The following is an 11,992-nucleotide window of genomic DNA, read 5'->3' as shown; positions in this document are numbered from 1 at the left end:
TGTGTCATTCAATGGGACGCCGAGTAGGGTTTCCGCCATGTCTCGCACCCTCAGCCTCGCAGTGATCCCCGGTGACGGAATCGGCCAGGAGGTCGTGGCCGAAGGCCTCAAGGTCCTTGCCGCCGCCCTCCCTTCGGACGTGAAGCTGGAGACGAAGTCCTTCGATTTCGGCGCCAAGCGCTATCACGCCACGGGTGAGACGCTCACCGAGGACGATCTGACGCAGCTCAAGGAGCACGACGCGATCCTGCTCGGCGCGATCGGCGACCCGTCCGTGCCGTCCGGAGTGCTGGAGCGCGGCTTCCTGCTGAAGCTCCGCTTCGCCTTCGACCACCACGTCAACCTCCGCCCCAGCAGGCTCTTCCCCGGCGTGGCCACCCCGCTGGCCGGCAGCCCGGACATCGACTTCGTCGTGGTCCGTGAAGGCACCGAGGGCCCGTACACCGGCAACGGCGGTTCCATCAGGACCGGCACCCCGCACGAGGTGGCCACCGAGGTCAGCCTGAACACCGCGTTCGGCATCGAGCGCGTGGTGCGTGACGCCTACGCCCGCGCCCAGGCCCGCCCGCGCAAGAAGCTCACGCTGGTCCACAAGAACAACGTGCTGGTCTACGCCGGCCACCTGTGGACGAACATCTTCAACAAGGTCGGCGAAGAGTTCCCCGACGTGACCACGGACTATCTGCACGTGGACGCGGCGACGATCTTCCTCGTCACCGACCCCGCGCGCTTCGACGTGATCGTCACCGACAACCTCTTCGGCGACATCATCACCGACCTCGCCGCCGCCGTCTCCGGCGGCATCGGGGTCGCCGCCAGCGGCAACATCAACCCCAGCGGCGATTTCCCGTCGATGTTCGAGCCGGTGCACGGCTCCGCCCCGGACATCGCCGGCCAGAGCAAGGCCGACCCGACCGCGACGATCCTGTCCGTGGCCCTGCTGCTCCAGCACCTGGGCTACGCCGACGAGGCCGCCCGCGTCGAGAAGGCCGTGCACGCGGACCTCGCCGAGCGCTCCGCCCCGCGCAGCACGGTGGAGGTCGGCGACGCGCTGGCCGCCCGAGTAGCCGGCTAGCGCCCGCCCGTCTCCCGCCACCGCCCTTCCAGGGAGCGCTTCGCGCGCACCTACCCCTCTGGCCCCCCTGGGCCAATCCCCCGGCCGGGTGCGACCATCGACCCCGGGCCGCACATTTATGCCGATGGCCCCATCGCTGCGATAATCAGCGGTGGGGCCGCTGTGCGAGGGGAAACTCGGACGTCCAAGCACTGGGACGGCGGGTGCGGTCCGCCATGACCTCACGGTGAAGGACACGCAGACATGACGACGACGCCCACGATCGAGCTCAAGCCTTCCTCGCACCCGCTGTCCGACGCGGAGCGCGAGGCGATCCTCGCCAACCCCGGGTTCGGCCGCCACTTCACCGACAACATGGTGACGATCCGGTGGACCGAGGGCCGTGGCTGGCACGACGCGCAGCTCGTGCCGTACGCCCCGCTCTCCATCGACCCGGCGAACATGACGCTGCACTACGCGCAGACGATCTTCGAGGGCCTGAAGGCGTACCGCCAGCCCGACGGCACGGTCGCCACCTTCCGTCCCGAGGCCAACGCCAAGCGCTTCCAGGACTCCGCGCGCCGGCTGGCCATGCCCGAGCTGCCCGTCGAGACGTTCATCGAGGCCGTGGACGCGATCGTCGGCCAGGACAAGGCGTGGGTGCCCAGCGCGGGCGAGCAGTCGCTCTACCTGCGGCCGTTCATGTTCGCCACCGAGGTCGGGCTGGGCGTCAAGCCGGCCAACGAGTACCTCTTCATGGTGATCGCCTCACCGGCCGGCGCGTACTTCGCCGGCGGCGTGAAGCCGGTCTCCGTCTGGCTCTCCGAGGAGTACGTGCGCGCCGCGCCCGGCGGCACCGGCGCCGCGAAGGCCGGCGGCAACTACGCCGCGTCCCTCATCGCCCAGGCCCAGGCCATCGAGCACGGCTGCGACCAGGTCGTCTGGCTGGACGCGATCGAGCGCAGCTGGATCGAGGAGATGGGGGGCATGAACCTGTACTTCGTGTCCGGCAACAAGATCCTCACCCCCGCCCTGACCGGCTCGCTGCTCCCCGGCATCACCCGCGACTCGCTGCTGAAGATCGCCGCGGACCTGGGCTACGACGTCAACGAGGGCCGGATCTCCGTCGAGGACTGGAAGCGCGGCTGCGCCGACGGCACCATCACCGAGGTCTTCGCCTGCGGCACCGCCGCCGTGATCACCCCGGTCGGCTCCGTGAAGTCCACCCGAGCCGACTGGACCGTCGCCGACGGCAACCCCGGCAAGGTGACGATGAAGCTCCGCGAAGCACTCCTGTCCATCCAGACCGGCACGGCCCCGGACCCCCACGGCTGGATGCACCAGCTCGGCTAGGACCCGCACATCTTCGGCCAGGTTGTGCCCACCCGTTCCGCAAGGCGGAACGGGTGGGCACAACCGACCACCGGCCCGCACGGGCTTGTCAGACCTGCTGCACGAGCGCCCGCTCCGTTTCCTTCGCCGGAAGCGGATGCGGGCGTTTGGCGTTCAGCGCGAGATACGCGCCGGCCGTGACAGCCGCCGACAGCAGGAAGCTGAAATCGATGCCGCCGGTCCACGAAACGAGCGGTCCGCTGTAAAGCGGCGTATCCACGGCCAGGAGGCCGATCACCGCGCCGGAGGCCCAGGCGGCGGTAGCCGCGACGTTCCAGCCGCCCCGGTACCAGTACAGCCCCCCACGCGTCCCCCGGTTGAAAACCTGCAGCGCATCGGTGTCGTAGCGGCCTCGAACCCGCACGAACCCCAGCAGCGTCACCACCGCCCAAGGCGTCCCCACCGCCGTCAGCAACAGCACGAACGACGTCATCGCGTCCTGCGCCGCCCACGCGAAGTGCCCCAGGAAGACCAGTGCGGTGGAGAAGGCCGCCACGACGTACGTGGCCTGCGTCCGGGACGCGCGGGGCAGGATCGCGTCCAGGTCGAGGCCCATGCTGTAGAGCATCAGGCCGGCGTTGCCGACCGAGCCCGCCGAGGCGTTGGCCAGCAGTAGCGCGAGGTACCAGGCGGGGGCGGCGGCCACCAGCGGGCCCGCGTAGTCGTCGGCGGCGCCGACGGCCAGGGCGGTGAACGTGCCGAACAGCTGCGGCACGAGGAGCCCGACGACCAGGCCCAGACAGGTGGACCAGAAGACCTTGCGCTGACTGAAGCGGCGCGGCGAGATGTAGCGCGTGTAGTCGCCGAGCAGCGTGATGAAGGCGATGGGCCCGCTCAGCCCGGCGGACACGGCCGCGAGCAGCCAGGTCGGCCAGAAGCCGCCGAGCAGGTACGTGGAACCTTCCACCGGTGAGGTGGTGAAGCTGCCGGCGTAGGCGATGAAGCCGATGAGCAGCAGCACGGTGAGGCCGACGGCCAGGGCGCGGCTGAGCCGCAGCAGCATCCGGTAGCCGAAGACGGCGGCGGTCGCGGTGCAGGCGGCGAGGGCCGCGTAGACGACGGCGTAGCTCGCCGCGCCGGTCGGCAGGCCGAAGAGCCGGTTGAGGCAGCCGACGACGGCGTCGCCGCCGACCCACAGGGTCAGGGCGGTGTAGCCGAGCGAGAGCAGCAGGCCGATGACCGATCCGAGCAGCCGGCCGCGTACCCCGAAGTGGGCGCCGCTGCTGGTGGAGAGGTTCGTGGCGCTGCGCAGCGATACGAGGGCGAGCGGCGCGGTCAGCAGCGTGCCGACCAGGGTGCCGGCCGCCAGGGCGCTCACCGAGGCCCACCAGCCGAGGCCGAAGGAGACCGGCAGCCAGCCGAAGACGATCACTCCCAGGGCGAGATTCGACCCGAGCAGGATGCTGACCAGATCGCGCGGGCCGCTGGTGCGCTCCTCGTCCGGAACGGTGTCGACTCCGCGTTGCTCGATCTGCATGGGCGGTCTCCCTACGGGGTTCCTGTCGTCTTTGAACGCCATTCAATGTCTCCCACCTATGGCCTACGGTCAATACTTCCCGTCGACGGGATGAATTGTTAGAGTGGTGTTCTAACCCTTCGAGAGGCGCGACATGCGACTGACCCCGACCGAGCGGGACCGCCTGCTGCTGTTCGGTGCCGCCGAGCTGGCGCGGGCCCGCCGGGCCCGCGGCCTGCTGCTGAACGTGCCGGAGGCGACCGCGCTCATCGCCGACACCGTCTGCGAGGCGGCCAGGGACGGCCGCCGGCTGGCCGAGGCCATCGCCGCGGGGAAGGCGGTCCTCGGGCCCGAGGACGTGCTGCCCGGGGTGGCCGACGTGGTCAGGGAGGTGCACGTCGAGGCCGTCTTCGACGACGGCTCCCGGCTCGCCGTGATCACCGCGCCGATCGGCGGGGGATCGCTCGGCGACGACGCGCCCGGCGCCGTACTGACCGGCCCCGCGGTCCCCGATCGGGCTCCGTCCGTGACGGTGAGCGTGCACAACACCGCGACCGTGCCGATCAGCGTGACCTCGCACTTCCACTTCTTCGAGGCCAATCCGCGGCTGGACTTCGACCGGTCCGCCGCCTACGGCATGCGGCTCGCCGTCCCGGCGGGCTCGTCGGTGCGCTTCGGCCCGGGGGAGTCCGCGCCGGTGGGCCTGGTGCCGATCGGCGGTGCCCGGGTCGCGATCGGCTTCGCGGGTCTGGTGGACGGCCCGCTGGACGCGCCCGGTGCCCGCGAGGAGGCCCTGCGCAGAGCCGCGGCCTGCGGCTACCTCGGCACCCAGCCCCCGAACCCGACCCCGTTGGAGGACGGCTCATGACCGGAATCGACCCGCGCGAATACGTGGCGGTGCACGGTCCCCGCGCCGGGGACCGGGTGCGGCTGGGCGACTCCGGGCTCGTCATCCGCGTCGAGTCCGACGCGCAGTTGCCCGGTGACGAGTTCCTGGCCGGCTTCGGCAAGACCGCCCGCGACGGCATGCACCTCAAGGGCGCCGCGGTCCGCGACACCTGTGACGTCGTGATCAGCAACGTCGTGGTGATCGATGCCGTCCTCGGCATCCGCAAGGTGTCCATCGGCATCCGCGAAGGCCGGATCTCCTCGATCGGCCGGGCGGGCAACCCGGACACCCTCGACGGGGTCGATGTCGTCGTCGGGACCGGCACCAGCATCGTCTCCGGCGAGGGCCTGATCGCGACGGCCGGATCCGTGGACACCCACGTCCATCTGCTCTCGCCGCGGATCATGGAGGCCTCGCTGGCCTCCGGCGTCACGACGATCATCGGCCAGGAGTTCGGCCCGGTGTGGGGTGTCGGCGTCAACTCGCCCTGGGCGCTGCGGCACGCGTTCAACGCCTTCGACGCCTGGCCGGTCAACATCGGCTTCCTGGCCCGCGGCTCGTCCTCCGACCCGGCTCCGCTGGTGGAGGCGCTCGCCGAGGGCGGCGCCTCCGGCTTCAAGGTCCACGAGGACATGGGCGCGCACACCCGCGCGCTGGACACCGCGCTGCGCGTCGCCGAGGAGCACGACGTCCAGGTGGCGCTGCACAGCGACGGCCTGAACGAGTGCCTGTCGGTGGAGGACACCCTCTCCGTCCTGGACGGCCGCACCATCCACGCCTTCCACATCGAGGGCTGCGGCGGCGGGCATGTCCCCAACGTCCTGAAGATGGCGGGCGTACGGAACGTCATCGGCTCGTCCACCAACCCCACGCTGCCCTTCGGACGGGACGCGGTCGCCGAGCACTACGGCATGATCGTCTCGGTCCACGACCTCAAGCCCGACCTGCCGGGCGACGCGGCCATGGCCCGTGACCGGATCCGCGCCGGGACGATGGGCGCCGAGGACGTGCTGCACGACCTGGGCGCGATCGGCATCACCTCCTCCGACGCCCAGGGCATGGGCCGCGCCGGCGAGACCGTCCGCCGCACCTTCCAGATGGCCGGGAAGATGAAGGCCGAGCTGGGGCCGATGGAGGGCGACGGGCCCGCCGACGACAACGCGCGCGTGCTGCGCTACATCGCCAAGCTCACCATCAACCCCGCCATCGCCCACGGCCTGGCCCACGAGATCGGCTCCCTCGAAGTCGGCAAGCTCGCCGACATCGTCCTGTGGAAGCCGCAGTACTTCGGCGCCAAGCCGCAGATGGTCCTCAAGTCCGGCTTCCCCGCCTACGGCGTCACCGGCGACCCGAACGCGGCCACCGACGACTGCGAACCCCTCGTCATCGGCCCGCTGTTCGGAGCGCACGGCGCGACCGCGGCCGATCTGTCGGTCGCCTTCGTCGCCCGCGCCGCGGTCGAGTCCGCGAACGACCGGATGCCGACCCGGCGCCGCCGGGTGGCGGTGCGCGGCACCCGCGGTATCGGCCCCGCCGACCTGCTGTTCAACTCGCGCACCGGCCAGGTCGACGTGAACGGCAGCACCGGCCTGGTCACCCTCGACGGTGACCCGCTGCGCTCGGAACCCGCCGACCAGGTGTCCCTCAGCCGCCTGTACTTCTTGTGACAAGGATCCGCACCATGAACACGACCCCTGCAGCCGACGGCTTCCGGATGCCCCCCGAGTGGGCCCCGCACGCCCGCACCTGGATGGCGCTGCCGTCCGCCAGCACCACCTTCGCGGACGGCGAGGACCTCGACGTATCCCGTCGCGCCTGGGCCGAGGTGGCCCGCACCATCAGCCGCTACGAGCCGGTCACCGTGCTCACCACCCCCGGTGACGGCGACAGGGCCCGCGCGCTGCTCGGCCCCGGTGTCGACGTCGTGGAGCAGCCGCTCAACGACGCGTGGATGCGCGACATGGGCCCGACGTTCCTGGTCCGCGACGGCGAACTGGCCTCCGCGAACTGGGTGTTCAACGGCTGGGGCGCCCAGGAGTGGGCGCAGTGGGACCAGGACTCCCAGGTCGGCGCGAAGGTCGCCGAGCTGGCCGGTGCGCGCGCCTACGCCTCGTCGCTGGTCAACGAGGGCGGCGGCATCCACGTCGACGGCGAGGGCACCGTCCTGCTCACCGAGACCGTCCAGCTCGACCCGGGCCGCAACCCGGGCTGGACCAAGGAGCGGGTCGAGGAGGAGCTGCACGCGTACCTCGGCACGACCAAGGCGATCTGGCTTCCGCGCGGGCTGACCGCCGACTACGGACTCTTCGGCACCCGCGGCCATGTCGACATCCTGGCCGCGTTCGTCCGGCCCGGCACGGTCGTCGTGCACAGTCAGCAGGACCCGTCGCACCCCGACCACGCGGTGTCGCAGGAAGCGATCAAGCTGCTCCGCGACGCCACCGACGCGCGCGGCCGCGCCCTGGAGGTCGTCGAGCTGCCCGCCCCCTCGGTCACCGAGGAGGACGGAGAACTGGTCGACTACTCTTACGTGAACCACTACCTGTGCAACGGCGCCGTCGTGCTGTGCTCCTTCGACGACCCGGCCGACCGGGTCAACGCGGAGATCTTCGGCCGGCTCTTCCCGGAGCGCGAAGTGGTCCCGGTCGACGCCCGCACGATCTTCGCGCACGGCGGCGGCATCCACTGCATCACGCAACAGCAGCCCCAGGTGTGACCCAGGGATACATCGTCGGAGGACAGGGTGACCGGACAGCCCCGCGCCAGGCGGCGGCTCAAGCAGCCCCGTGAACTGGTGATGGCGGCCGCGATGACGGCCATCGCGGAGCACGGTCTGGCCGAACTCACCCTCGCCGGTCTCGGCCGCGAGGTCGGTATGAGCAGCGGTCACGTCCTCTACTACTTCGGCAGCAAGGACGAGCTGCTCCTCCAGACCCTGGAGTGGAGCGAGGAGCAGCTCGGCGCCCAGCGCCGCGCCCTGCTGTCCAAGCCGCTGCCCGCCCGCGAGCGGCTCGACCTGATCATCGACCACTACCTCGCCGACGGCCACCGCGATCCGCACTGGGTGCTGTGGTCCGAGGTCTGGACCCGCTCCCAGTTGGGCGAGGAAGGCCTCCAGCGACAGCTCTCGCTCGAACTGGCCTGGCACCGGGACCTGGTGGCGCTGGTCGCCGAGGGCATCTCCCGCGGCGAGTTCCGCGCCACCGACCCCGAACGCTTCTCCGTCCGGCTCCGCGCGCTGCTCGACGGCTTCGGCACCCACCTGGTCGTCGGCCTCCCCGGCACCGACCGCGAGGCGGTGCTCGGGCACGTCCGGGAGTTCCTCCAGGAGGGCCTGTTCGCGCCCGCCGCGTAGGCTTTCGCGGCTACCGTGGAGAGCGTGACCGCCCTCGTCGTCGCCGTTGTCGGTGTCCTCGGCACACTCCTGACCGCCCTGCTGGCGCACCGCGTTGCCGCCAGGAATGGCAACCGTGCGGAGCGGAAGGCATCGAACGCGCAGCTGAACCAGTCGATCCGGCGGTATCACGACGCGCTGTCCGGCTGCCTGGCCGTGCGGAGCGACGCCCTCGAGGTCGCGCGCCGCCAGGTACTGGAGGAGGCGCGCGCTGCGAACCGCGAGACGTACGCGGAGGCCCAGATGGTCATCAGCGACGCGGTGCTGGTCTCCGCGGCGGAGCTCATCGGGCGGCTGAACCGGGTGTACTCGCTGCTCACGCCCGCCGGCGGCGAGCAGCCGTCGGGGGAGCGGCGGAGCGAGGCGGAGACCGAACTGGCCGGGTGCTCCGACGATCTGTATGCGCTGCGCCAGCAGATGCGCCGCGATCTGGGCATCACCGAACTGCCGCCGCAACGGCCGGCGCCCCCGCGGCCGGGGCCCACCCGGTACTCCGGGGGAGGCGGGGGCAGCAGCGCGGGTCCGTGAGCCGGCGCCGCCGGAGGCGGTCTTGCGGGGGAACGGTCGGTTCCGGCACGGTCGTTGACCATGGGCACCACGGAACGCGCCGACGGTCAGCAGCACTGGAAGAAGATCTGGGTCGGCTCGGCCGGCAACATGGTCGAGTGGTTCGACTGGTTCGTGTACTCGACGTTCGCGACGTACTTCGCGGCCTCGTTCTTCCCCAAGGGGGACGAGACCGCCCAGATGCTGAACACGATGGGCATCTTCGCGGTCGGCTTCTTCATGCGGCCGGTGGGCGGCTGGCTGCTCGGCCGGATCGGCGACCGCAAGGGCCGCAAGGCGGCTCTGACGCTCTCCGTCTCGCTGATGTCGGCGAGCGCGGTGCTGATCGCGGCGGCGCCGACGTACGCGGTCGCCGGGTACGGCGGCGCGGCCGTCCTGCTCGTGGCGCGGCTGCTGCAGGGTCTGTCGGTCGGCGGTGAGTACGCGGCGAGCGCCACGTATCTGACAGAGGCGTCGGCGCCCGGCCGCCGCGGGTTCGCCTCCAGCTTCCAGTACGTGTCGATGACCGTCGGGCAGATCATCGGCCTCGGACTGCAGCTGATCCTGCAGCACACGATGTCCGACGGAGCGCTGCACAGCTGGGGCTGGCGGATCCCGTTCATCGTCGGCGCCGCCGGCGCGGCCATCGTCTTCTACCTGCGGCGCAACATGCTGGAGACGGACGTCTACGAGGGGGCGTCCGCGGAAGCGGGCGAGGCCGGGGAGGACAGCGGCACCCTGGGGACGCTGTGGAAGCACCGGCGCGAGGCGTTCCTGGTCATGGCGCTCACCATGGGCGGCACCGTCGCGTACTACACGTACACCGTGTACCTCACGAAGTATCTGTCCAGCAGCGCGGGCCTGCCCAAGCAGACCGCGACCCTCGTCAGTTTCTGCGCGCTGACGGTCTTCGCCTGTCTGCAGCCGCTCGCGGGAGCGCTGTCGGACCGCATCGGCCGCCGCCCGCTGCTGATCACCTTCGCGGTCGGCTCGACCTTCCTCACCGTCCCGATCATGACGATGCTCCGGCACGTCAGCGGCTTCTGGTCGGCCCTGGGGCCGGCCCTGCTCGCGCTGGTGGTCGTCACCGGCTACACGTCGATCAACGCCTGTGTGAAGGCCGAGCTCTTCCCGACCCACATCCGCGCCCTGGGCGTCGCCCTGCCGTACGCCCTCGCCAACGCCCTCTTCGGCGGCACCGCGGAGTACGTTGCGCTGTGGTTCAAGAAGGGCGGCATCGAGTCCGGCTACTACTGGTACGTGGCGGGCTGCGCGGCCGTGTCGCTCGTCGTCTACCTGTCGATGCGCGAGACGAAGGAGATCGATCTGCACCGGGTGGGCCCCGACACGCGGGACCGTGAGAAGGCGCTCGCATCCTGAGACGGGCCGGAGCGCGGGGGCAGGTCTGTGCCAGACTGCCTTCGTGCTCTCCAACGTCATCATTATGGACAGCGCACGCCGGTCCGCAGTGAGCGCCCCGTAGAAAACGTACGGCAGCGACCACCGTGTCCCAGACCCGCGTGCAGACCTCTCGCATCCGCGAGAGGTTTTTTCGTTTCCCGGCCCACCCACGCCGGACGCGAAGCGCGAGGGATCATTGGGGGCAAGTGGAGACGGGTCTTCCGGTAGCCACTCATCCGACAGGAGTCTCACCACCATGACAGCCGCATTGGACGACAGCTTCCATGTCTTCGACACCACGCTGCGCGACGGCGCGCAGCGTGAGGGGATCAACCTCACCGTCGCGGACAAGCTGACGATCGCCCGGCACCTGGACGACTTCGGGGTGGGCTTCATCGAGGGCGGCTGGCCGGGCGCCAACCCCCGCGACACCGAGTTCTTCGCCCGTGCCGCCACCGAGCTGGAACTGCGGCACGCCACGCTGGTCGCCTTCGGTGCCACCCGCCGCCCCGGCGGCAAGGCCGCCGAGGACATGCAGGTCAAGGCGCTGCTGGACTCCCAGGCTCCGGTGATCACGCTGGTCGCCAAATCCCACGACCGTCATGTCGAGCTGGCGCTGCGCACCACGCTGGAAGAGAACCTGGAGATGGTCCGCGACACCGTCTCCTACCTGCGCGAGCAGGGAAGGCGGGTGTTCGTCGACTGCGAGCACTTCTTCGACGGCTACAAGGCCAACCCGGAGTACGCGAAGCAGGTCGTGAGGACCGCGCACGAGGCCGGCGCCGACGTCGTCGTCCTCTGCGACACCAACGGCGGCATGCTGCCCGCACAGGTACAGGCCGTGGTCGGCCTCGTCCTCGCCGACACCGACGCGCGGCTGGGCATCCACGCCCAGGACGACACCGGCTGCGCGGTCGCCAACACCCTCGCCGCCGTCGACGCGGGCGCCACCCACGTGCAGTGCACGGCCAACGGCTACGGCGAGCGGGTCGGCAACTCCAACCTCTTCCCGGTGGTCGCCGCCCTGGAGCTCAAGTACGGCAAGAAGGTGCTCCCCGAGGGCGCGCTGGCCGAGATGACCCGCATCTCGCACGCCATCGCCGAGGTCGTCAACCTCGCGCCGTCCACCCACCAGCCCTACGTCGGCGTCTCCGCCTTCGCGCACAAGGCCGGTCTGCACGCCTCCGCGATCAAGGTCGACCCGGATCTTTACCAGCACATCGACCCCGAGCAGGTCGGCAACACCATGCGGATGCTCGTCTCCGACATGGCGGGACGCGCCTCCATCGAGCTCAAGGGCAAGGAACTCGGCATCGACCTCGGCGACGACCGCGAGCTCGTCGGCCGGGTCGTCGCCCGCGTCAAGGAGCGCGAGCTCCAGGGCTACACCTACGAGGCGGCCGACGCCTCCTTCGAACTGCTGCTGCGCGACGAGATCAACGGCCGCCCCCGCCGCTACTTCCGCGTCGAGTCCTGGCGCGCGATCGTCGAGGACCGCCCCGACGGCACCCACGCCAACGAGGCCACGGTGAAGGTGTGGGCGAAGGGCGAGCGCATCGTCGCCACAGCGGAGGGCAACGGCCCCGTCAACGCCCTGGACCGCGCACTGCGCGTCGCCCTGGAACGGATCTACCCGCAGCTCGCCGAGCTCCAGCTCGTCGACTACAAGGTCCGCATCCTCGAAGGCCGCCAGGGCACCGACTCCACCACCCGCGTCCTGGTCACCACCAGCGACCGCAAGGGCGAGTGGAACACGGTCGGTGTGGCCGAGAACGTGATCGCCGCGTCCTGGCAGGCGCTGGACGACGCTTACGCGTACGGGCTGCTGCGGGCGGGCGTCGACCCGCAGGAGTAATGGGG

10 protein-coding genes are annotated in these 11,992 nt (G+C 70.7%); 9 read left to right on the top strand and 1 reads right to left on the bottom strand.

Annotated elements, in window-relative coordinates; translation table 11 throughout:
• The first annotated feature begins 37 nt into the window (after positions 1 to 37).
• Together O3W51_RS19035 and O3W51_RS19030 are read left to right on the top strand one after the other, a co-directional pair.
• Positions 38 to 1,075, top strand: coding sequence for a 3-isopropylmalate dehydrogenase (locus O3W51_RS19035; protein ID WP_138358752.1), 1,038 nt, complete (start codon positions 38 to 40; stop codon positions 1,073 to 1,075).
• 243 nt (positions 1,076 to 1,318) lie between these two features.
• A complete protein-coding gene (locus O3W51_RS19030) occupies positions 1,319 to 2,407 on the top strand; it encodes a branched-chain amino acid aminotransferase (protein ID WP_138358754.1) in 1,089 nt (362 codons plus the stop codon).
• Between the two features lie 88 nt (positions 2,408 to 2,495).
• Here the strand turns inward: O3W51_RS19030 and O3W51_RS19025 are convergent, their stop codons facing one another.
• Positions 2,496 to 3,923: a cytosine permease gene (locus O3W51_RS19025; RefSeq protein WP_138358756.1), complete on the bottom strand. Its 1,428-nt coding sequence runs from the start codon at positions 3,921 to 3,923 to the stop codon at positions 2,496 to 2,498.
• 133 nt (positions 3,924 to 4,056) lie between these two features.
• Between O3W51_RS19025 and ureA the strand changes: the two genes are divergently transcribed.
• The 7 genes from ureA to cimA all read left to right on the top strand — a co-directional run bounded on the left by ureA (position 4,057) and on the right by cimA (position 11,987).
• On the top strand, positions 4,057 to 4,770 hold the full coding sequence (gene ureA, locus O3W51_RS19020; protein WP_269287026.1) for an urease subunit gamma: 714 nt from the start codon (positions 4,057 to 4,059) through the stop codon (positions 4,768 to 4,770).
• A complete protein-coding gene (locus O3W51_RS19015) occupies positions 4,767 to 6,458 on the top strand; it encodes an urease subunit alpha (RefSeq protein ID WP_198357696.1) in 1,692 nt (563 codons plus the stop codon). The genes ureA and O3W51_RS19015 overlap by 4 nt, the downstream gene beginning before the upstream one ends.
• 14 nt (positions 6,459 to 6,472) lie before the next feature.
• Positions 6,473 to 7,507 carry an agmatine deiminase family protein gene (locus tag O3W51_RS19010; protein WP_198357697.1) on the top strand — a complete coding sequence of 345 codons (1,035 nt, stop codon included), beginning with the start codon at positions 6,473 to 6,475 and terminating at the stop codon, positions 7,505 to 7,507.
• A gap of 27 nt (positions 7,508 to 7,534) precedes the next feature.
• The gene (locus O3W51_RS19005) at positions 7,535 to 8,146 is read left to right on the top strand and encodes a TetR/AcrR family transcriptional regulator (protein ID WP_244809446.1); all 612 of its coding nucleotides are present in this window, start codon (positions 7,535 to 7,537) and stop codon (positions 8,144 to 8,146) included.
• A gap of 24 nt (positions 8,147 to 8,170) precedes the next feature.
• A complete protein-coding gene (locus tag O3W51_RS19000) occupies positions 8,171 to 8,713 on the top strand; it encodes a hypothetical protein (RefSeq protein WP_138358224.1) in 543 nt (180 codons plus the stop codon).
• A gap of 60 nt (positions 8,714 to 8,773) precedes the next feature.
• Positions 8,774 to 10,111 (top strand): MFS transporter, encoded by a 1,338-nt coding sequence (locus O3W51_RS18995; protein ID WP_138358223.1) that lies wholly within the window; start codon positions 8,774 to 8,776, stop codon positions 10,109 to 10,111.
• 277 nt (positions 10,112 to 10,388) lie between these two features.
• Positions 10,389 to 11,987, top strand: a complete 1,599-nt coding sequence (gene cimA / locus O3W51_RS18990) for a citramalate synthase (protein WP_138358222.1) — start codon at positions 10,389 to 10,391, stop codon at positions 11,985 to 11,987.
• Positions 11,988 to 11,992 lie beyond the last annotated feature (5 nt).

Source organism: Streptomyces sp. H39-C1 (assembly GCF_027158125.1).
In the GTDB taxonomy this organism is placed as follows: domain Bacteria; phylum Actinomycetota; class Actinomycetes; order Streptomycetales; family Streptomycetaceae; genus Actinacidiphila; species Actinacidiphila fildesensis.
This window is presented reverse-complemented; position numbering and strand designations above follow the sequence as displayed.

Excerpts from the sequence above, each read along its gene's own strand:
- O3W51_RS19030 (WP_138358754.1), top strand. The coding sequence starts at position 1,319 with ATGACGACGACGCCCACGATCGAGCTCAAGCCTTCCTCGCACCCGCTG.
- O3W51_RS19035 (WP_138358752.1), top strand. The coding sequence starts at position 38 with ATGTCTCGCACCCTCAGCCTCGCAGTGATCCCCGGTGACGGAATCGGC.
- O3W51_RS19015 (WP_198357696.1), top strand. The coding sequence starts at position 4,767 with ATGACCGGAATCGACCCGCGCGAATACGTGGCGGTGCACGGTCCCCGC.
- ureA (WP_269287026.1), top strand. The coding sequence starts at position 4,057 with ATGCGACTGACCCCGACCGAGCGGGACCGCCTGCTGCTGTTCGGTGCC.
- cimA (WP_138358222.1), top strand. The coding sequence starts at position 10,389 with ATGACAGCCGCATTGGACGACAGCTTCCATGTCTTCGACACCACGCTG.
- O3W51_RS18995 (WP_138358223.1), top strand. The coding sequence starts at position 8,774 with ATGGGCACCACGGAACGCGCCGACGGTCAGCAGCACTGGAAGAAGATC.
- O3W51_RS19025 (WP_138358756.1), bottom strand. The coding sequence starts at position 3,923 with ATGCAGATCGAGCAACGCGGAGTCGACACCGTTCCGGACGAGGAGCGC.
- O3W51_RS19010 (WP_198357697.1), top strand. The coding sequence starts at position 6,473 with ATGAACACGACCCCTGCAGCCGACGGCTTCCGGATGCCCCCCGAGTGG.